The sequence below is a fragment of the Labilithrix luteola genome (assembly GCF_001263205.1).
Taxonomy (GTDB): Bacteria; Myxococcota_A; Polyangia; order Polyangiales; family Polyangiaceae; genus Labilithrix; species Labilithrix luteola.
Window position 1 is genome coordinate 2,991,117 of record NZ_CP012333.1, and the last position, 20,277, is coordinate 3,011,393.

Consider the following 20,277-nt stretch of genomic DNA (forward strand, 5'->3'; position numbering starts at 1 on the left):
ATGCGCATCGCGTTCGTCAGCCCCGCGCTCAACGAAGAGGCACTTCTCCGGCGAACCGTCGAAGGCACGATCCACCTCATGGATCGGCTCGTCATCGTCAACGACGGCAGCACGGATCGCACGGGCATCATCGCCGACGAGCTCGCGCGCGAGTACCCCGGCAAGATCCACGTCATCCACCAGGAGAACCGTGGGATCGGCGGCGCGGTCAAGCACGGCATGCGCTGGTTGCTCGAACACGACGACGTCGATGCGATGGGCGTTCTCGCGTCCGACAATCAGTTCGAGCCGCAGCTGATCGCGCGATTCCGCGCCATCCTCGAGGAGCTCCCCGAGGTCGACGTCGCGAAGGGCTCGCGCTTCATGCACCCGCAGTCGCTCGATCAGATGCCCCGCTTCCGGTACTGGGGAAATCGCGGCGTCTCGTTCGTGCTGCAGATGGCGCTCGGCTACTGGGGCATGAGCGACGTGCTCCACGGCTACTTCCTCGCGCGCACCCGCTTGATACGCGACATGGACCTCGACGCGGTCGCGGATGGCTACGATCTCGAGAACACGATGATGGCGGAGTTCCGTCGCCTGCGCGCGACGTTCGCGATCGTTCCCAGCCCTTCGCGCTACGGCGAGGAGGTCTCGAAGATCGTCTACAAGAAGCAGATCCCGCGCACGATCAAGACCGTGACGGGCTTGGTCGCGCGTCGCATGCTCGCAGGACCGGATCGCCTCGGCATCGTGCTGATGGCACTCTCGGTTCCCACGCTCGGAGCAACGTTGCCGCTCGCGATCGTGCGCATGCACCAGACGAGTCCGAAGGTGAAGAAGCTCCGGCAATGACACCGGACTTCCGCCCGTAGAACGTCGCAACGAATCGGCCGCATCCCACGCGAGGCGCCCGCGTGGCGCCGCTCGAGCTCGACTGCTAGGTTGGCGGCGCCATGCAGTACGCCCGCGTTCGTTTGATTCGCACGGCCGCGCTGCTCGTGACGGGCTGCGCCATCGCGGCCGCGTTCATCGGGCGAAGCGCCGAGGCCGAAGCGCCCAAGAAGAAGCTGTCGCACGAGTGGCGCGAGGTGATGGAGAATCACTGGCAGATCGTGTCGTCGGGCGAAGCTCCCGAGACCACCGACGCGGCCGAAGGAACACGCGGGGCCTGCACGCCGGGCATGGTCGAAGTGAAGGGCAAGATGCGCGTCACCGCCATCGGCGACGAGCTGCAGAAGGCCACGTGCACGAACTGGATCAACCGGGAGTTTCCCGAGCGCTGCGCGTCGTTCTCGAAAGAGCGATGGCAGGTCGTTCGCGACAAGCTGCCCACGAAGGACATGCACTTCTGCATCGACCGCTTCGAGTTTCCCAATCGCAAAGGCGAATACCCGGTCGTCTACGTGAACTGGTTCGAGGCCAATACGGTCTGCAAGAACGTCGGCAAGCGCCTCTGCACGGAGGAGGAATGGACGTTCGCGTGCGAGGGTGAAGAGGCGTCCCCCTACCCGTACGGTTTCGATCGCGACAAGGACGCGTGCATCACCGATCGGCCTTGGCGCGCCTTCGATCCCAAGGCGTACGGGAACAAGGCTACGCTGGTCGCCGAGCTCGACAAGCTATGGCAAGGCGTGCCCTCGGGAACGCAGCCGCGCTGCAAGAGCGTCTATGGCGTCTACGACATGACCGGCAACGTCGACGAGTGGACGCAGTCGTCCGTCTCCGGCCGAAAGTCGATCCTCAAAGGTGGCTACTGGGGCCCCGTGCGAACACGCTGTCGGCCGTCGACGCGCGCACACGGCGAAGCGCACGTGTTCTACCAGCAGGGCTTGCGCTGCTGCAGCGACGCTCCCTGACGGCTCACTCCCAGATCATACGGCCGCCGTCGAAGCGCACCGTCCGTACGCCGCCACAGGGAATGGAGGTCGCGTGCGGAGTCGCCGAGCTTCCGATCTTCACGTCGTGGTTGCCGCATGGCAAGCGCACGTCGAGCGGCGTCTGCCCGACCACTTTGCCGTCGACGAAGACGCGTCGATCGGCCGGTGCATTCTCGGTGCGGAGTGCTCCGGTCTTGGCATCGAGATCGGCGGGCGGCTTGGGCGGCTCCTTGGCCGCCGCTTCGCTGACGGCAGGCGCTGGCTCGGCTGCCTTCGCTGCGCTCGATGCGGCCGTGGGCATCGCGGCGGCGTCGACCTTGGGATCGTCGAGGTCGTCCACGGGCGCGTCGTCGAGAGCGACCGGCTTGGGTGCACTTGCCACCGCACTCGGCGCACTGCTCGGGGCCGCGCTCGCCTTCACCGAGGGCTCGGCGGCCTTCGGTGAGGGAACTGCCGAGGAAACGGTCTTGCTCGAAGCCGAACTGCCCGTCGCAAGCACGGAGACGCCTGCCACGACGAGCACCAGCGGGATACCGACCATGAGCATGATGGCGCGCGACGATGCGCCCGACTTCCTTTCGGACTGCGGCGCGACCGCCTGCACGTGACGAGGAAGCTCGAACGACGACGTGAGCGGCGACCGCATCTCGTGCTTCACGGTCGGACGCGGCACCGGCGGTGCGACGATGTTCACGACTTCGTCGGACTTCAGGTACGCCATGATCGAGCTGTCGCGCTCGACGACCGGCAGCTGAACGGCGATGGGCGTCTCGGGCGCAGGCTCGGCAGCCATCGCGTTGGCGAGCTTTTGCGACGCCGGCGCTCGTGGAGCGCCGATGCCACCGAGGCCCGCGAGGAAGTCCGCGACGGTGCGGATGTTCCCAGCCCACGCTTGATCGACCGCCTGCGTGACGTTCGCTGGAAGGTTGGGCACCGACGCAAGCGTCGTGTCCGAAGCCGCACGCGCCTTTCCCGTCAGCATCTCGTGGACGAGCGAAGCCACCTGGCGCACGTCATCGAGGACCGCGCCCTCGTTCAACGGCACGCTTCCGTCGAGCGAGAGAAGGCCAACCGATCCGTCTTTCGTCGTCACGACCGTCTCGCCGTCGAGACCGCCGGAAGTGAAACCGGCCTTGTGCATCGCCGCGATCATCGATGCGAGCGAGTGTCCGATGCGCATCGCGCGATCGAACGCGAACGGCCCGCGCGCCTTCTCCAGCGACGAGGCAATGCTCTCGGCGTTGCACGCTTCGAGGACGAGATAAGGCAACCCGTCTTCACCGGTTCCGTCGTCGCGGACCCTCAGCACCGTACCGATGGCGTTCGCGAGCAGGCCCTCGCGCCGGATGCCGTCGACGTGCTCGCGCGCGAGCGGCACCTTGATCCAGGCCCGCACCCCATTGCGGTGCGTGGTGTCGTAGATGACGGAGGTCGCCGATTGATGGATGAGTCCGTCGACTCGGAATCGGCCTCCTACGAGGGCCGGCATGCGTGCGGGAGCGGCTGGACGAACCATGATCGACGAGAAGCGCTTCCCCCTCGACCAGGATACCCCGAAGCGCGTGGAACGATAGACGTGGCGGCGCTCGCGCGTATGGAAGGTGCGCGCGGGTGCGCCTCTACTTCGCTCCTGCGGCGACCACTTGCGTGGACCGAGGATTTCGGGGCCCACGGTGGGCGAGGGCCCCGAAATCCTCGGTCCTTTGCGCAAGTCTGTCGCGAACTCCGGTTGACTATTCAATCAGCGCAACTGTGTTGCGCTGTCAGCGAGCGCGAGCTTCGCGGCCGAAGCGAGCGCGTCCAGCGACGTCGCGGAGGGAAACCGCCCTTCGGCGCGCTCGGGTCGTCCACCGCCGCGTCCTCCCTGAGCCTTGGCCTGGGACTGAACGAACGCGCCGCAATCAAACTTCGACGAGCCCCCGCGCTGGACCACGAGCACGAGATCCCCGCTCGCAGCGTCGGTGCCGGTGACGATGACGACGAGGTCCGGGCTCTCGGCGAGCTTGCCGGCGAGTGTGCGCAAGGAGGCGAGATCGTCAGCCGGGCGAGCCACGGCGATCACGTGGGGCGTTCCCGTCGGGACCGTCGACAAGATCTCTTTGGCGAAGAGCGCCGCGAGCTCCGCGCGAGCCGCATCGAGCTCGGTGCGAAGGCCCTTGAGGTCGGTGCGGAGCTTCGTGACGGCCTGAGGAACGTCGAACACACCGCACGTGAGGCTCGATGCCAACGTGGAGAGGACGTCGTGACGAGCGCGCGCATCGACCAACGCGCGGCGCCCCGCGTGGAAGCTGATTCGCAGCATGCCCTTGTACTTCTCGGTGCCGACGATCCTTACCTGCCCGATCTGGCCCGTTCGAGTGCAGTGCGTACCTCCGCACGGAGTGATGTCGAAGCCTTCGATGGTGATGACGCGCACGCCGGCCGCCGCCTTGGCCATGTTCGGCTGCTTGCGCAGGTCCATCGACGCAAGCTCTTCAGGCGTCGGAAATTGGGCGTGCACCGGAACGTCGTTCATGACGACGGCGTTGACGAGATCTTCGGCGCGCGCGAGGTCCGCGTCGGCGAGGCTCGGCCTCGAGACGTCGATCGTGCAGATGCTCGCGCCGAGACGCGACGAGACCGTGGTGGCGCTGGCTTCGTCCGCGACCGCACGCGAGAGCGCATGCTGGGCGGTGTGAATCGCCATGTGATCACGACGCCGCCTATCGTCGATGGTTCCGCGAACGGCCGTCGCCGCGCCACGCGCCAGCTCCTCGAGCTCGGGAACGGGCGCCTCCGCGAGAACGTGGTGAATCACTCCGGCGTCGTCGACTTGCGTATCCGCGACGGCGAGGTTCACCCCGCCGACCACGATCGTCCCCGCGTCGCCGAGCTGACCCCCACCTTCCGGATAGAAGAGGGTCTTCGCGAGGACCACCGAGGGCCGACCTTCGAACGCCGACAAGGTCAGGCCCTCGGCTTCGAAGGTCGTGGCGAAGGGATCGGACCAGTAGAGCTTTTCCGTCATCGTCGTCATGCGCCGGACGAAGCATGCCACGGCGGAAACTCCACGCGCTGACGAAGTCGCGCTATGTCTCGCGGGGCCATGACCGATCGAGCCCAGAGCGAGACCACGTTCGACCCTTCTGCTCGCATCGCCGAAGAGCTCCGGCTCGATGTGAACGCCATCCGCGCCGTGGTTCGGCTCCTCGCCGAGGGCGCGACCGTACCGTTCATCGCGCGCTACCGAAAAGAGCAGTCGGGCGGGCTTGACGAGGTTGCCGTGCGCGCCATCGAAGAGAAGCGCGAGTACCTCCTCGAGCTCGACGCACGCAAGCAGACCATCCTCGCCGCGATCGACGAGCAGGGAAAACTCACGCCCCAGCTGCGAGCCGCGATCGAGAACGCATGGGTGAAGTCGGCCCTCGAGGACCTCTACCTCCCCTTCAAGCCGAAGCGCCGAACGCGCGCTCTCATTGCTCGCGAGCGCGGGCTCGAGCCTCTGGCCAACCGCATTCTCGCACAGCCCACCAGCGGCAATCCCGACGCCGACGCGCGAGCGTACGTCGACGCAAAGAAGGAAGTTGCGGATACGGCGGCGGCGCTCGCTGGCGCACGCGACATCGTTGCCGAGACCATCGCCGAGCGACCCGACGTCCGCTCGGTCGTGCGCGCTCGGTTCGACCGTGAAGCCGCCGTGCAGACACGCGCCGTGGCCGCGAAAACCAAGGCTCCGACGAAGTTCGAAGCCTATTACGAATTCGCCGAGAAGCGCCGGACGATTCCCTCGCACCGGCTCCTGGCAATCCTTCGCGGCGAAGAAGAAGGCGTCTTGCGCATGAAGGTCGCCGTGGACGAAGAGGCGCTCGGACGCGATCTCGTCGCGCGCGTGGGCGTGAAGCGCAACTCGCCGTTCGGCGGACAGCTCGAAGAGGCCGTCCACGACGCGCAGAAGCGGCTCGTCCTTCCCTCCGTCGAGTCCGACGTGCGCGCGGAGCTCAAGGAGCAGGCCGACATCGACGCGGTCAAGGTGTTCGCCCAGAATCTCAAAGAGCTGCTGCTCGCAGCGCCCTTCGGACGGCACGTCGTTCTCGGCATCGACCCCGGCCAGCGCACCGGCTGCAAGTGCGTCATCGTCGACGACACCGGCAAGCTCGTCACGCACACCTTGATCAATCTCGTGCAAGGGCCCGCCGCGCTCGAGCACGCGAAGAAGACCGTGCGTGAGCTCATTTCCAAGTACAAGCCGTCGGCCATCGCCGTCGGCAATGGCACGCACGGGCGCGAGACCGCCGACTTCTGCCGTGATCTCCTCGCCGCTGAAAAGAAGGCCGGCGCAAAGGCCGAGCCGATGGTCGTTCTGGTGAGCGAGTCGGGCGCGAGCGTCTACTCGGCAAGCGACGTGGCGCGCGAAGAACTGCCCGACGTCGACCTGACCGTACGCGGCGCGGTGTCGATCGCTCGACGCCTGCAGGATCCGCTGGCCGAGCTCGTGAAGGTCGACCCCAAGTCGATCGGCGTCGGCCAATACCAACACGACGTCCATCAGCCCCTTCTCAAGAAGAAGCTCGACGAGGTCATCGAGAGCTGCGTGAACGCCGTCGGGGTGGAGCTCAACACGGCAAGCGCGCTTCTTCTGTCGCGCGTCGCCGGTCTCTCGAACTCGCTCGCCAAGAAGGTCGTCGCGCACCGCGACAAGAACGGCGCCTTCCGTTCGCGAAAAGAACTCCTCGACGTCTCCGGGCTCGGCCCCAAGGCCTTCGAGCAAGCGGCCGGCTTCGTGCGCATCCGCGGCGCGAAGAATCCGCTCGATGCGAGCGCCGTCCACCCCGAGCGTTACGCCCTCGTCGAGAAGATCGCCAAGGACGCAGGCGTGGAGCTGAGCGCGCTCGTCGGCAATGCCGAGCTCGCCAAGAAGATTCCGTGGTCCAAGTACGTGACGAAGGACGTGGGCCTCCCCACGCTCGAAGACATCGCGAAGGAGCTGGCCAAACCTGGTCGAGATCCGCGCGCAGCATTCGAAGCGCCTGCTTTCCGCGACGACGTGCGCACCATCGAAGACGTCAAGGAAGGCATGAAGCTCTCGGGGGTCGTCACCAACGTGACCGCATTCGGTGCGTTCGTGGACATCGGCGTCCACCAGGACGGGCTCGTCCACGTCTCGCAGCTCGCCGATCGATTCGTCCGCGATCCGCACGAGGTCGTCAAAGTGGGTGACCGGCTCGACGTCGTCGTCCTCGGAGTGGACCTGCCGCGCAAGCGCATCTCCCTCACGGCGCGAAAGTCGGCCAGCCCCAACTGAGCTAGCGTTTGCGGCGTTTCGTCGGTTTGGAGGGCGGCGTCCCGATCATCTTGTCGAACGCCGCGAGCTTCCACGAGCCTTGCTCGAAGCGCCAGAACGTCTCGCGTGTGCCTCGCTCGAACTTCACGAGTAGCCGCAGCGTGTCCGACTTCGGATCTTGCTGGAGCGGCAGGCAGGTGACCGGCAAACCTTCTTTGCCGTGAGCCTCCTTCCAGAGACGCTCGGCGACCGCGACGCGCATGATGGCCGTCGGGTTCTCGACGAAGGCCGACCAGAGCTCTTCACGGTTGGCCTTCGTCTCCCTCTTGCTCATCGCCTCGACGCTCTCGAAGCCGCGCTCGGCGATGACGTCGTTCGTGATGAGATCGTAGACGTCGACCGACGGCTCGCCCTCGTGTCGAAGTCCGCCCACGAGCGTTCCGCACGATTTTCCGAGGCGATCGACGAGCCAGGGAACGTTCGCGAGGCCACGCTTCGTCTCCAGCGCGGCGTCGATCACACGACTGACGGCATCGACCGGGATGGCCAGATAGACGTTGTCACGACCTTCGTACTTGACGAAGTTCACGCCGACGACGGCACCGCTCTCGTTGGCGAGCGGCCCGCCGCTGCTGCCTGGGTCGATCGGCGCGGTGTGCTGAAGAAGCGTGATGGTGTGGCCGCGTGACGTGGCGGAAAATCGCTCGTTCGAAATCTGGCCGCGCGTGATTTGGTAAGACGGTCGCCCGTCGAGCCCCGGATACCCCGTCGCGATGACGGTCTCCAGGTCATGGGCGTGCGTGCTCGAGAGGCGAAGCCCCGGAAGATTGCGTGGTGCCTGCTCACGAAACGAGAGCACCGCGAGGTCGTAGTCCTTGTCGGCATAGATGACGTCGACGGGAACGGCCTCGTTCGAACCGTCGACGGAAATCTCTGCTTCGTCGGCGAAGTCGACCACGTGGCGATTGGTGACGATGAACGTCTCGCCGCCTCGTCGAACGGCAAAGCCGCTGCCGAACGCGCCACCTGTTTGGGCCGTGAAGAACTCCGCGAGCTCGGCCTTGCCGCTCTGTTTCATACGCTCGGCCACGGCGCCGAACAGCTCGGCAATGCGCGGAGACGCTTCCACGTGCACGCTCACGGTATTTTGCCGGAGAAACGACGGTGACAAGCGCGAAGTCGACGCGCCCATCCCGCCCGCACAGCCTGCGCTGCTCGCGAAAACGATGCTCGCGAACGCGGCGACGAGGACTCGCATCGCGTCGAAGCGTACGCGTCCACGGGCACTCCCACAATCGAAGGGACGATCGGCGACCTCTCGCCACCGATCGTCCCTTCCTCACACGGATTGGATGCTGAGCAGCAGGATCAGCCGCCGCCGCCGGAGTCGGTGGCGCCGCTGTCTGCGCCACTGTCTGCGTGACCGCTGTCTGCGCCGCTGTCGGCACCGCTGTCTGCGCCGCTGTCTGCGCCAGCGTCGGTCTCGGCGTCGGCGCCGGTATCGGGCTGGGCATCCGCCGCCGCGTCCTGCGCTGCGTCGGGTTGTCCGCTGTCCGCGCCCGAGTCGGCGCCGGCGTCGGCACGACCAGCAGGCGGCTCGGTATCGCGAATGACCTTCTGCAAGTTCAATGCATTGACAAGATCAGTCGCGACTTGAGCGCGAAGTTGCGTGAGCTCCGTTTGAAGTTGCTTATTGGCTCCAGCAACGGGCGCCGCTGCATCCTGCGCATCGCCGCTCGTAGCCTCGTTTGTCAGGCTCGGCATGAGCGAACGATCGATAATCGACAGCAGCTTCGCCTGATTGTTGATCTCCGCCGTCATGTAGGTGAAGTCGAAGTTCCCTGCGATCACATTCTGGAGATCATTGGTCGTGAACCCATCGGTTCGTGCGAACTCACCCGCGGTCCGGTCGTTCTCGGCCGAGCCCACGTTGAGCGTCTCCTGCGGATTGTCGTCGAAGCCGCTGATCGACTCGAGCGTCTTCAGTGCTTGTTGACGCTGGGTCACCATATTGTTCGCGTAGGTCTTCACGTCATTGTTCTGCGTGCGACTCACGGCAAGCTGGCTCTGCGTAACCTCGTCGTTATTGAGGACGATCGCGATGCTCCCCACCGCTTTCGTGTCGAACGTCGCGGCTGTCTCGCTGGTCGGAATGACCGGTGTGGTGCTGCCTGTGTTCTGTGATCCCTTCAGGGCACCCTCGGACGACGATGTGTTTTCCGAACCTTGTTCCCCTGAACACGCCCACGACGCGAACACGGGCACACTCGCGATCGCGAGCACACCCAGCCATCGGATGGTCTTCTTCATGGAGCCTCCTTCCGGACGCTGCGGAGTGCAATGCCCGTGCGACCCCCTCACCCACGCATGCCGATCGCGATATTTCCCCCCTGATTCCGTCGCGCGACGCGACTCACCAGGAGCGAGTGCAACGCGTGGGCCCATGCGATGGAAGGTCGCGGACGAGCGTCGTTCGCGCCCTCGCCGTGCACGAGCGCGGCACCACATCGCCACGACCTGGGGCAGCGCTGGCCCTCGGCCTCTGCCGTATCAGACGGAGACGGCCTCGAGCGTACGAACCTGCCGGTCGATGAGCTTCGAGTACGGACCGCGCGAACGAACGAGCTCGCGGTGCGTTCCAGCTTCGACAATGGTCCCGCCTTCGACGAAGGCAATACGGTCGGCCTGGACGAGCGCGCTCGCACGGTGCGCGATAACGAACGTCGTTCGGCCCTTCGTGAGTCGCTCGAGAGCCTCACGAACGAGGTCCTCGCTCTCGGCGTCGAGCGCGCTCGTTGCTTCGTCGAGCACGAGAATGGGCGCGTCTTTGAGCAGGGCTCGAGCAATCGCAATACGCTGGCGTTCGCCGCCGGAGAGCAGGCTGCCACCGTAGCCAACGCGGGTGTCGTAGCCCTGCGGGAGCTTCACGATGAACTCGTGCGCATGGGCTGCACGTGCCGCCTCCTCGATCTCCTCGAAGCTCGCACCAGGACGGCCGAAGGCGATGTTGTCGCGAATCGTGTCGTCGAAGAGAACGCCATCCTGCATCACGACGCCGATCTGCGAGCGCAGCGACTTCTGCTTGTAGGAACGCATGTCGACGCCATCGAGCAGGATGCGCCCGCCGTCGGGATCATAGAGTCGCTGCAAGAGCGCCATGAGCGTGCTCTTGCCGGCGCCGCTTCGTCCGACCAAGGCGACGGTCTCCCCTGCACGAACGCGCAAATGGACGTCGCGCAGAACCTTGGGCCCCTTGCGATATGCGAAGCTGACGTTTTCGAACGTGACGTCACCGCGAAGGTGTTCGGCGTCCCGCGCGCCCGGGCAGTCTCCGACCGAATCCTGAGCGTCGAGAATCGAGGAGACGGCTTCGAGCGCAACGCTGCCCTTGCGCACCGTCTGATACATGCCGGTCAGCGCCTGCACCGGCGCGAACACGCCGCCGACGTAACCGAGGAACGCGAGGAGCGTTCCGAGCGAGATGTCATGGCGCGCAACGAGGCAACCACCGAGCGCGACCGCGCAAACACGAGCGACAGCCATGGTCGCGTTCTTCGTCGCGTTGACGCGAGCATCTCGGCTGAACCCACGTCGGGCAATGGCGTTTGCGTCGTGCACGCCACTCAAGAAGCGACGTTTCTCGTCTTCTTCCTTCACGAAGCTGCGAATGACCGTGATGCCGGACAGAACCTCGTTGAGGCGCCCGAAGATGCGCACCCAGCGGCTCATCAGCGCGCGCTCGCGGTCGATCTGTTCGTGCGACGCCCAGGCACCGAGCAGAGCCGGCACGGGCGCGAACGCGAGCACGACAAGCGTGAGGTGCCACTCGAGCCTCACCATGATGATGGCCGAGAGCGCGAGGTAGGCGAGCGAAGGGACGAGGTGCAGAGCGATCTCGGAGAACGCCTGAACGGAACCGGCAACGCCGCGCTCGATACGCGAGAGGACCGCGCCCGAGCTCTCGCCGCCGTGATGGTCGACGGGGAGCGAATGGAGCCGGTCGTTCGTCTCCTTCAGCATGTCGAAGTTCAGCGCGATGCGGATCTTCGAAACCGTGAACTCGATGAGCGCAGCAAGCCCTTCGCGCGTCACGAGCGCTACCGCGAGACACACGAGCAGCGCGATGGTGATGCCCGAAAAGCCGGAGCCGAGTGAGTCGACGATCAGCTTGTAAAGAAGCGGTTCGGAGACCGCGAGCACCGAGGTGCTGAGCGCGAGAACGAGGATCAGCGCAATACGGCGACGATGCGGAAGGAAGAACCTCGACGCTGCGCGTGCGAGGACCGAGTGCGAGGAAGATTGAGGCATTCCGTCACGCCGAACATGCCAAGAGAGACGCGTCGCGTCAGGGCAAACCTTCACGAGCTCGCTCGTTTTCTTCGCGTGATCGACGACACGTGACTACGCGACGCGCGAGCTCGTGCCAGACGGCGAGTTCAAGACTTCGCGAGCACGAGCTCCGCGAAACGCGAGGGCTCCGAGACATGAGGATAGTGGCCGTTGCCTTCCCAGACCTCGGTCGTTGCGCCCTCGATGAGCTCCGCGAGCCACGTCGCGTAGCCCGACGGCAAGGGATTGCCATGGAGGGCGTGATACGGCGCGCGGATGTTCGAGAGCGTCGAGAGCTTCTCCCCGAGGACGTCGTCGGAATCTTCGAGGAGCACGTGCCACGCGCCGAGGAGCACCTCTCGACGCAGCATCTTCAAGCGCTCGACGTGGGCTGCGCGTGCCGGCTCGTCCAGCCGACCATAGCCGATCGACTCGATGACCGAGCGCACGACCGCAACATAGTCACCATTCGTCAAAACGTCTTTCAGCGGGCGCACCCCCTGAGCCATGCCCACGATCTGAAGGCTCTGATCGACGTTGAGAACACCTCGCACCTCTCGGCGCGCGGCGTACGTCGTCGCGATGAACCCGCCGAGCGAATGGCCCACGAGGAAAGGCTTCTCGAGCCCGAGCTCTTCGACCACCGCGTCGAGGTCGTAAGACAGCTCCAACGTCTCGTACGTCGGCGCGGGTCCCGACGCGCCCTGGCCACGAACATCGATGCGGATGCACCGGCGCCGCGAGACGAGACGCTCCACGATGGAATCCCACGTGCTGTGGTCGTCGCCGAGACCGTGAACGAAGACGACGGCAGGTCCGTCGCCGTCGTCGGCAAAAGCAATGCTGGATCCCGAACGTGTCGTCGTGCGTAGCGCCATCCTCCCAAGATACGTGAGGCTTCGCTCGCGCCACCAGACACTCAAGGTGCGGCGTTCGCCTTGATCGCGAAAGCCTTGCCGTCCTCGTAGAGGCCGTGCAGCTCCACGGTGAGCTTGCCGGCCCAGGGCGGGGCGCTGGTTTCGTCCGACGACATGCGGTGCCCACACCCATCGCCGAGGACCGGTGCCCGATAGGCCGGTTCGTAAGTGAGGTTCCACGTGATGATCGACGTCGTCGAATGCCCGTAGGCGAGCAACGCCCCCTGGCAGTTCGGGGTGAACGAGGCGGTCATGTCGTCGAACGACAGCGTCATCGATTGAACACGGTTCACGTCGACGGCGGTGTCGTTCTTGATGACGAACGTCACCTCGTAGTTGGCTCCCGTGCGGATGACGTTGAGATTCTCGATGCGCAGCGGTTGCGGAGTTTCGGTGTCTGCGCTCGCGTCGTCGGTCGACTTCGGATCCGGCGTCGTCGTGCCCGTCGGTTCGTCGGCGGTTCGTCCGGGCTCGTTCAGCCGACCTCCGTCGGACTGCCTGCCGGTGCCCGTGACCGTTTCTCCGCCAGAGCACCCGAGGGCGGCGAGCGAGGCGAGCGCGGCGAGCACGGCGAGCGCGGCAAGTGTCGCGAGAACGAAAGGCGAGGAGGGCTTCATGCCCGCGCTTCAGCAACGCGCATGCCTGGATTTCGTGGCGCGACTTGCGCCATGTCTGTCACGAGTAGCGCTACGCCGGCACGATCAGGCGGAGCGCGCGCGGAACGACCTCGATCTCCACGCGTTCCTCATGCAGGTCCGAAGGCCACTCACGCTCTACCCGAAACACAAGGGCGTCGATGAGCTCTACGAGGGTGCAAGTATCGTCGTACTCGCCGTCTTATGGGTCTACTACTCCGCACCGGTCTTCTTCCTCGGAGCGAGCGTCGGTGCCGCTCTCCGCAGGCGACGATGAGAGAATGCTCGGGGCGTCCTCCACGAGGACGGGGTCCGGTTCGACGCACGGCGCCCCCGCAATGTACGGCAGTAGGACGCGGAACGTCGTGTGGCCCTCGCGATTGCTCTCGACCCAGATACGACCGCCATGCGCCTCGACCAAGCCGCGACAGATGTAGAGCCCTAGGCCCAGGCCGGCAACGCCTGCCTCCCGCGCCGACCTGCTACGCGTGAAGCGATTGAAGACGCGTTCGGCGTCGTCGGCCGACAGCGCCTGGCCTTCGTTCTCGACACCGAGCTCGACGGCATCCTCGCGCCAATCGAGCGTCACCTCGATCGGGCTGCCGGGCGTTCCGTACTTGATCGCATTCGAGAGCAGATTGCCGACGATCTGTTCCATACGGACTTCGTCGAGGGACATCGTGCGAGGCTGTCCCGTTTCTCGAAGGTGGAGCGGTCGTTCGCGACGCTCCGCGGAGAAGTGGCCCGTCACTTCGGAGACGATCGCGCGAAGGTCCACGGGTTTGCGTTCGAGCGTGAGGCGTCGCGCCTCCAACCTGGAAACGTCCGTGAGATCCCGAACCATTCGGTCCAGCCGCTTCGTCGCCTTCCGGACGCGCTCGACGGATTGGCCTGCCCCCTGAGGAAGCTGCTGACGCGCGAGCAACTCCGCCTGCAGCGCCAGCGACCCCAAGGGCTGACGTAGATCGTGCGCGACCACGGACATCCACTCCTCACGCAGCCGTTCGAGCTCCTTCAACGCGGAGATGTCCTGCAAGGTGGCAACGGCGCCGACGAGCCTATCATTCGCGTCGATGACGGGGCCGGCACAGACGAGCATCGGAAGCTTTCGGCCGTCCTGAAGCTCGACGCACAGCTCCTGTGTCGAGGTCTCACGGGTGCGGAGAGCAACGAGAAGAGGATGATCGGTCCTCGACACACGCTCGCCTGTCGCGAGGCCCCAATCCGAAGCGGCCTCGGGCGAGAGCAAATCCATGAAACGGTTCTCGGTGGTCACGAGACCGTTTGCGTCGGCAACGACGACACCGGCCGGCATCTGATCGACGAGCGCCTGGAGGTTGGCGCGCGCGTCGGCCTCACGCGCGAGAGCGACGGCCAACGCCGCTTCGTTGCGCTTGCGTTCGGTGACATCGCGAATGAGCCCCTGCCATCGTCCGTCGGGTAGCAGCTTCGTGCTCGACTCGACCTGGATGATGTGACCGTCTTTGCACCTCACCTTCCACTCCTCGACCACGGCTTCGCCGGAGAGCATTCGCTCCTGAGCGGCACCGATTCGTGGAATCTCTTCGGGCGGAAGGAAATCGGCGACCTTGTGTTCGAGCAGCTCCTCGCGCGTGTAACCGAACATTCGACATGCGGCGGAATTCGCGTCGAGATAGCGGGTGGTGCGGACGTCCGCGATGAGAATGGCATCCGCGGCGTGCTCGACGAGGTCGCGGTAGCGCTGTTCGCTTTTTTCCAGCTTCCTTTCGACCGAACCGACGAGCCGTGCACTACTGAGGACGAGCAAGAGCGAAACGGTCATCGCGGTGACCGCCATCAGCACTGCCGACGTTTCCGGAGAATAGAACCCCGCGCGCTGCCCCGTCATGAACGCGAGACCGACGATCGGCGCGAAGAGGCCCGCCCCCAGAAAGCGCCGGGCGACGGTCCCTGCGAGCCCCTCGTGGACGACGATGGCGATGGGTCCTGCCCGAGGTCGCGCCCAGAGCAGTCCAACGGACAGGAACGTGAACGAAGTCGCCGCGTGGATCGAGAGGCTCGCCATCGGCAGAAGGCCGGGCACGCCATAGAACGGTGGCGCCTCGTAGACGTAGCCGGCAATGGCGCAGAGCCCATTGAGCAAAACGAGGCACGTGAGCACGGAGCTCGCCTTGCGAGCGATTTCGGCTCTCGCATCGAGAAGAAGGACGGCCAATCCGAGCACGACCGCACTCGCGGCCGAGTTCACCGAGGGTCGCCCGCAAAGCGGTTCTCGTGCACACGTGCGATCCGGGTACAGCAGGCCATCGATACCGAGGTCGACAGGGACGAGGTACTCGAGGAGGAAGAGCCCTCCTGCGAGGCACGCCGCCCCTGCAGCGATTCGCCCCGCCACGCGCACGGCACGCGGAGCTCGCTCGTAGGACTGCGCGCCGATTCCGAGAGCCAGCAGGATTACCACCAAGGCCGTGGTCGGCTTGAACGGCGGATAGTTCCCGTCGACGCGTGTGAGAGGGACGCTGCCGATCATCCACCCGACAAAACCGACGATGCCGATCAGCAGGGCAAGGGCCGCGCAGGCGAGACCGGTCCGAGCACATGCACGTTCGACGCGTTCGCGAGCGTCGCGCGCAGGTACCTCGAACGTCTGCATGACGAGCGTGGAGCAACTCTCTCGCCATGTCCTCGACGCATCGCCACGCCGGAGCGGGCTAGTCGGACGCAAAAAGATGACGCGCTGCAGCGGCACCCCAACCCTCGAAGATCTTGAGCTTATCTTCGTTCCTCCAAGGATTTTGGCAGGTCGATATTAAAAATCTCAAGCCGCACATTGATTTTATCAAGTCGGCCCTTAGAGTGAAGCTCGTGCGACGCCAAGCTCCGTCGAACTGTCCCGTCTGCAACACCACGCTTCGTATTGCGCGTCTCGAGTGCGACGACTGCCACACCGCCATCGAGGGTGACTTCGACCGGGGACGGCTCGGCCGCCTGTCGCGCGAGCAGCTCGCCTTCGTCGAGGTGTTCCTCGACTGCCGCGGCAAGATCAAAGACGTCGAGCAGCGCCTCGGCCTCTCCTACCCCACTGTCGTCTCGCGACTCGAACAGGTCGTGCACGCCCTTGGCGCACCGATCGAAGCGGAGGCGGAGACGCGCTCGCGTCGCGTCGATGCCGTGCTCGAGAGCCTGTCGCGCGGCGAGCTCACCCCGGCCGAAGCGGCCGAACGTTTACGGACGCTCCGCAGCCCCGGCGGCTCGAGCGGCTAATCCCTGGAGGACTCATGCACCCGCACTTCCATCGTCAGCATTTCGGCCGGACGAACGGCCCCACTTTGCGCCGACCGCTCCCTCTCGCGGATCATCCATATCTCGACATCGACAGCGATTTTGCCTTCGTCGCAGTCGTCCCCGTCACGGCGGGCGAAGAGCCGTTCATCGAGATCTCGGGCGCTGCCACGTTGGGAAACGACGGGCCGACACTCGGCTTCGACGTGCACGCGAAAGATGGAACGACCTCGGTCCGCATCCACGGTGCCGCGCGCGCCATCGAAGACCGCATCACGAGCGGCCGCTTCTGGGAGGCGAATTTCTGGGAGAAGCGCCGCTGGCACGGACACTTTCGCACGCAGATCGTCGCGCACGTCCCCAGGAACGTCCGCATGCGGCTTCGCTCGGCGGCAGCACGCGTTCATGTCGAAGAGCTCTCGGGATGTGACCTCTCCATCGCGACGAATGCCGGTGCGCTCTTTCTCGAAGACGTCCAGGGTCGGCTCGCACTCACGACCGAGGCAGGTCGCATCGACGGGCGACGCGTCGGGGGCTCGATCGATGCCTCGACCAGCGCAGGAGCGATCAGCCTCGACATCGTCTCGCTCGATCCCGGCACGCATCGCGTGCGCACGAACATGGGCGCTGCGCGCATCGAGCTCGCCCAAGGAATGCCCGTGCAGATCGACACGCGCACGGCCATGGGATCGTCACGCGTCGACTTCCGCTCCGTCAAAGGAGCGCCGGCCGTTCTGGAGCTCGAAGCCGATCTCGGAGCAATCCGCGTGAGGACCTCGCGACACCAATGGGAGGCGAGCGACGCCAGGACCGGAAGGCCCATCGACGGGAGTCGCGCCGATCAGGGCTCCCCCTACCGAGCGCCCGCCAACGTCGTCGAGACGGTCGCGACGGCTTCGGCCGACGAGGACGTGCAGAAGGTCCTCGAGCGCGTCGCCGACGGAACGTTGGCACCGGCCGACGCTCGCGAGCTGCTTCGCGCGATGGGTTGGGGTTGAGAGCGACGTCTTCGGCCGAGACGATGGCGTCCTCCAAAACGCGACGCGATGGACCGCATCCGAAGGTGTGCGGTCGGTGTGGAATCATCTACGGCGAACGCGAGTGGAACGCGCTCGACGAGTTCGGCACCATGCAGCGCGCCGACGTCGAGCCGCTCGTCGTTGGTTGGCGCGAGTCGACCTTCATCGATCTCCGCCGGTGCCGTGGATGTGGCGTGGTCCTCGCGCGCCTCGTCGCACGCTGAATCGACGCTAGAGATCGGCGATCGACGCCTGCACCGGCGCAGGCTCGACATGCACAGGCTCCCGTTCGAGCCGCAGGGTCGTCGCCTTGTTTGCGTCGGGCGCGACGCCCATGAGCGTCTTGGCCTTGCGCCGCGGGCGCTTGAAGTTGATTCGCTCGGCGACGATGTAAAGCGGCCTGCCCTTGAGCTGCTCGTAGATGCGACCGATGTATTCGCCGAGCACGCCCGTCATTACGAGCTGCACACTGAAGAGGAACGACACGAGGACCACGGTGGTCGTCCAACCGGGGACCGTGATGCCGGCGAGGTGACTGATGATGGCCACCATGCCGTAGACGACGCTCGAGAACCCAACGACGAGCCCGAGGTACGTGGCCGTTCGCAGCGGCAGGATGCTGAAGGAGGCGATGCCGTCGATCGCGAACGCGATCATCTTGCGGAGCGGATACTTCGTTTCGCCGGCTGCGCGAGCAGCACGGTCGTACTCCACCGCCGTCTGTTTGAAGCCGACCCACGCCACGAGACCACGCACGAAGCGGTGCGTCTCGCGAAGCTCGCGCATCGTGAGCACGACGCGCCGGCTCATGAGCCGGAAGTCTCCGGTGTCGAGAGGGACTTCGATCGGGATGAGGGCGGCGAAGACCTTGTAGAAAAGCTTCGCCGTAATCAGCTTGAACCAGGTCTCTCCGTCGCGCGAACGGCGCCGTCCGTAGACGACGTCGAAGCCCAGCCGCCACTTCGCCATCATCTCGAGGATGACTTCGGGAGGGTCTTGCAGGTCCGCGTCCATGACGACGACCGCTTTGCCCCGCGTCGCGTCCATCCCGCAGGTGATCGCCCGCTGATGACCGAAGTTTCGCGAAAAGCTGAGAACGCGATAGCGCCCCTCACGGGTCGCCATCCTCCGTAGGAGCTCGAGAGACCGATCCTTGGAGCCGTCGTCGACGAAGACGACCTCCGTCGAAACCTTCAGTACGTCGAGCAATGCGCGAAGTCGCGCGTCGAGGCGAGGAAGCACCTCTTCCTCGTTGTAGATCGGGATGACGAGCGACAGCTCCGGGCGCGGCATCGGGACGAGATGTTCTAGCGCAGGAACGCTTGAACTACCGCATGAAAGCCCAAGCGTCGGCGACGATCTCCTCGAGGTTGGAACGCTTCGCCTGAAAGCCCAAAATTCTCGCGGCGCGCTCGACTTTGGCCACGAGGATCGCCGGATCCCCGGCCCGTGTCGGCGCCTCGACGACAGGGATGGCATGACCCGTCACACGACGCGCAGCATCAATGACCTCGCGCACCGAATGTCCCCGCCCGGTGCCCAGGTTGAACGCGCCGCTCTCCCCGCCCTTCCGGAGAAAATCGACGGCGCCCAGGTGCGCATCGCACAAATCGCGTACGTGGATGTAGTCGCGGATGCAGGTGCCGTCGGGGGTGGGCCAGGTCGTTCCGTAAACGTTGATCGCCGGTCGCTTGCCGCGCGCGACGTCGAGAATGATCGGCAAGAGATGCGTTTCGGGTGAGTGCCGCTCACCCAGACCAACTTGGTGGTAGGCGCCGGCCGCGTTGAAATAGCGGAGCGACGACCACCGAAGTCCGTAGGCGCGACCATAGGCTTCGAGCGCGCGCTCGATCGCGAGCTTCGTTTCCCCGTAGGGATTTACGGGCCGCTTCGGGTGCTCCTCGTCGATCGGCACCTCGTCCGGCGTTCCATAGACGGCCGCCGTCGACGAAAGGACGAACGCTCCGACCTTCGCATCGAGCGTGGCCTCGAGGAGACCGAGGGTCGCCGTGAGGTTGCCCTGGAAGTAGCGACGCGGGTCCGTCACCGACTCTTCCACCCGGCTCTTTGCGGCAAAGTGGAAGATGGCATCGGTCTTTGCATCACGGAGAAGAGCGAGGACTTCGCTGCTATCTGCAACGTCGCCCTGGACGAAGCGAGCTTCGTTCGCGACCGCGTCGCGATGACCGGTGGAGAGATCGTCGAGGACGGTCACGTCGTGGCCGGCGTCGAGCAGGGTCCGCACCATGTGCGAGCCGATGTATCCCGCGCCACCCGTAACGAGCGCTCTCACGAACGGACCTCGACCTCGAGCTTTGCCGGCTCGTGCTTTGGAGACTCGTACTGTTCGCCCCCTCGTTCGGAGGGCACGAGTGACATGAAGTAGTAGCGCACGCGATCGTTCGTGGGGCTCGATCCGAGGACGTCACCGCTGCCGACGTCGAACCCCGCTCGCCGAGCGAGCCCCGCATAGGCGTCGGGATCACGACAGTAGCGACCACGATCCATCATGGCGAGGACGTTGTTGAACAGCTGCCCGGGCAAGAAGACGATGTCGTTCGTCACCACACGAACGAGACGGGGCGACGACGCCACGAGCCGAAGCACGCCGTCGGCTTCCGCGTTCGTAAGGTGGTGGAGAACCCCGGAGAGGACGACGCCCGTGGGCTCGAGCTCGCGAACATCTTCCTCCTGCAGCATCCGGCATTCGAAGCGTACGCCCGGTCGGTTGCCATAGCGGGCTTTCGCCGCCTCGATCGCGACCGGATCGGTGTCGATCCCGAGATAGCTCTCGAACGACGACAGATAGCGAAGCGCATCGCCCGTTCCGCAGCCGACGTCGAGAACGACGCGGCCCGCACCTGATTCACCTTCGCCCAAACGCTCATAGAGCGAGCGCATGTCGATACCGCCCACCACGCGCGGGCGAATCTGGTCGTAGACGAACGGATGGCCGAGGATCTTGCGGTACAACCCAAGCATCGACGGCACAGC

General features: G+C 65.3%; 17 protein-coding genes. 6 read left to right on the forward strand and 11 right to left on the reverse strand.

The window, feature by feature from the left end; translation table 11 throughout:
* Both AKJ09_RS13555 and AKJ09_RS13560 read left to right on the forward strand, forming a co-directional pair.
* A complete protein-coding gene (locus AKJ09_RS13555) occupies positions 1–834 on the forward strand; it encodes a glycosyltransferase family 2 protein (RefSeq protein WP_146647621.1) in 834 nt (277 codons plus the stop codon).
* Positions 835–935: 101 nt separating this feature from the next.
* Positions 936–1,838: a formylglycine-generating enzyme family protein gene (locus tag AKJ09_RS13560; RefSeq protein ID WP_146647622.1), complete on the forward strand. Its 903-nt coding sequence runs from the start codon at positions 936–938 to the stop codon at positions 1,836–1,838.
* 4 nt (positions 1,839–1,842) lie between these two features.
* Here the strand turns inward: AKJ09_RS13560 and AKJ09_RS13565 are convergent, their stop codons facing one another.
* Positions 1,843–3,375, reverse strand: coding sequence for a PEGA domain-containing protein (locus AKJ09_RS13565; protein WP_146647623.1), 1,533 nt, complete (start codon positions 3,373–3,375; stop codon positions 1,843–1,845).
* A 225-nt stretch (positions 3,376–3,600) separates the two neighbouring features.
* Entirely contained in the window at positions 3,601–4,896 is a 1,296-nt protein-coding gene (locus tag AKJ09_RS13570) for an alanyl-tRNA editing protein (protein WP_146647624.1), read from the reverse strand.
* Positions 4,897–4,944: 48 nt separating this feature from the next.
* Here AKJ09_RS13570 and AKJ09_RS13575 point away from each other — a divergent pair, with 48 nt between their 5' ends.
* A complete protein-coding gene (locus tag AKJ09_RS13575) occupies positions 4,945–7,140 on the forward strand; it encodes a Tex family protein (protein ID WP_240488468.1) in 2,196 nt (731 codons plus the stop codon).
* 1 nt (position 7,141) lies between these two features.
* On the opposite strand, the gene AKJ09_RS13580 is transcribed toward AKJ09_RS13575, so the two are convergent.
* From AKJ09_RS13580 to AKJ09_RS13605, 6 genes are all read right to left on the reverse strand, one after another.
* Positions 7,142–8,377, reverse strand: a complete 1,236-nt coding sequence (locus tag AKJ09_RS13580; RefSeq protein WP_146647626.1) for a S1C family serine protease — start codon at positions 8,375–8,377, stop codon at positions 7,142–7,144.
* Between the two features lie 110 nt (positions 8,378–8,487).
* Positions 8,488–9,402, reverse strand: a complete 915-nt coding sequence (locus tag AKJ09_RS13585; RefSeq protein WP_169927520.1) for a DUF4142 domain-containing protein — start codon at positions 9,400–9,402, stop codon at positions 8,488–8,490.
* Positions 9,403–9,669: 267 nt separating this feature from the next.
* Positions 9,670–11,427, reverse strand: coding sequence for an ABC transporter ATP-binding protein (locus tag AKJ09_RS13590; protein ID WP_146647628.1), 1,758 nt, complete (start codon positions 11,425–11,427; stop codon positions 9,670–9,672).
* A 128-nt stretch (positions 11,428–11,555) separates the two neighbouring features.
* A complete protein-coding gene (locus tag AKJ09_RS13595; protein WP_146647629.1) occupies positions 11,556–12,326 on the reverse strand; it encodes an alpha/beta fold hydrolase in 771 nt (256 codons plus the stop codon).
* Positions 12,327–12,367: 41 nt separating this feature from the next.
* Positions 12,368–12,982, reverse strand: a complete 615-nt coding sequence (locus AKJ09_RS13600; protein ID WP_146647630.1) for a hypothetical protein — start codon at positions 12,980–12,982, stop codon at positions 12,368–12,370.
* A 220-nt stretch (positions 12,983–13,202) separates the two neighbouring features.
* Entirely contained in the window at positions 13,203–15,635 is a 2,433-nt protein-coding gene (locus AKJ09_RS13605) for a sensor histidine kinase (RefSeq protein WP_146647631.1), read from the reverse strand.
* Between the two features lie 212 nt (positions 15,636–15,847).
* Here AKJ09_RS13605 and AKJ09_RS13610 point away from each other — a divergent pair, with 212 nt between their 5' ends.
* From AKJ09_RS13610 to AKJ09_RS13620, 3 genes are read left to right on the forward strand one after another with little or no spacing between them, the layout of a single operon-like run.
* Positions 15,848–16,246, forward strand: a complete 399-nt coding sequence (locus AKJ09_RS13610; protein ID WP_146647632.1) for a DUF2089 domain-containing protein — start codon at positions 15,848–15,850, stop codon at positions 16,244–16,246.
* Positions 16,247–16,260: 14 nt separating this feature from the next.
* Positions 16,261–17,262, forward strand: a complete 1,002-nt coding sequence (locus AKJ09_RS13615) for a DUF4097 family beta strand repeat-containing protein (RefSeq protein ID WP_146647633.1) — start codon at positions 16,261–16,263, stop codon at positions 17,260–17,262.
* A 23-nt stretch (positions 17,263–17,285) separates the two neighbouring features.
* Complete coding sequence (locus AKJ09_RS13620) at positions 17,286–17,507, forward strand: hypothetical protein (protein ID WP_146647634.1); 222 nt, start codon at positions 17,286–17,288, stop codon at positions 17,505–17,507.
* Positions 17,508–17,514: 7 nt separating this feature from the next.
* On the opposite strand, the gene AKJ09_RS13625 is transcribed toward AKJ09_RS13620, so the two are convergent.
* The 3 genes from AKJ09_RS13625 to AKJ09_RS13635 are packed head-to-tail and all read right to left on the reverse strand — an operon-like array spanning position 17,515 to position 20,265.
* Entirely contained in the window at positions 17,515–18,576 is a 1,062-nt protein-coding gene (locus AKJ09_RS13625; protein ID WP_146647635.1) for a glycosyltransferase family 2 protein, read from the reverse strand.
* 34 nt (positions 18,577–18,610) lie between these two features.
* Positions 18,611–19,576: a UDP-glucose 4-epimerase GalE gene (gene galE / locus AKJ09_RS13630; protein ID WP_146647636.1), complete on the reverse strand. Its 966-nt coding sequence runs from the start codon at positions 19,574–19,576 to the stop codon at positions 18,611–18,613.
* A complete protein-coding gene (locus tag AKJ09_RS13635) occupies positions 19,573–20,265 on the reverse strand; it encodes a class I SAM-dependent methyltransferase (protein WP_146647637.1) in 693 nt (230 codons plus the stop codon). Before AKJ09_RS13635 ends, galE begins: the two co-directional genes overlap by 4 nt.
* Positions 20,266–20,277 lie beyond the last annotated feature (12 nt).

Coding starts and splice junctions, on each gene's coding strand:
- AKJ09_RS13555 (WP_146647621.1), top strand. CDS start 1: ATGCGCATCGCGTTCGTCAGCCCCGCGCTCAACGAAGAGGCACTTCTC.
- AKJ09_RS13560 (WP_146647622.1), top strand. CDS start 936: ATGCAGTACGCCCGCGTTCGTTTGATTCGCACGGCCGCGCTGCTCGTG.
- AKJ09_RS13565 (WP_146647623.1), bottom strand. CDS start 3,375: ATGGTTCGTCCAGCCGCTCCCGCACGCATGCCGGCCCTCGTAGGAGGC.
- AKJ09_RS13575 (WP_240488468.1), top strand. CDS start 4,945: ATGACCGATCGAGCCCAGAGCGAGACCACGTTCGACCCTTCTGCTCGC.
- AKJ09_RS13580 (WP_146647626.1), bottom strand. CDS start 8,377: ATGCGAGTCCTCGTCGCCGCGTTCGCGAGCATCGTTTTCGCGAGCAGC.
- AKJ09_RS13590 (WP_146647628.1), bottom strand. CDS start 11,427: ATGCCTCAATCTTCCTCGCACTCGGTCCTCGCACGCGCAGCGTCGAGG.
- AKJ09_RS13595 (WP_146647629.1), bottom strand. CDS start 12,326: ATGGCGCTACGCACGACGACACGTTCGGGATCCAGCATTGCTTTTGCC.
- AKJ09_RS13600 (WP_146647630.1), bottom strand. CDS start 12,982: ATGAAGCCCTCCTCGCCTTTCGTTCTCGCGACACTTGCCGCGCTCGCC.
- AKJ09_RS13605 (WP_146647631.1), bottom strand. CDS start 15,635: ATGCAGACGTTCGAGGTACCTGCGCGCGACGCTCGCGAACGCGTCGAA.
- AKJ09_RS13615 (WP_146647633.1), top strand. CDS start 16,261: ATGCACCCGCACTTCCATCGTCAGCATTTCGGCCGGACGAACGGCCCC.
- AKJ09_RS13620 (WP_146647634.1), top strand. CDS start 17,286: ATGGCGTCCTCCAAAACGCGACGCGATGGACCGCATCCGAAGGTGTGC.
- AKJ09_RS13625 (WP_146647635.1), bottom strand. CDS start 18,576: ATGCCGCGCCCGGAGCTGTCGCTCGTCATCCCGATCTACAACGAGGAA.
- AKJ09_RS13635 (WP_146647637.1), bottom strand. CDS start 20,265: ATGCTTGGGTTGTACCGCAAGATCCTCGGCCATCCGTTCGTCTACGAC.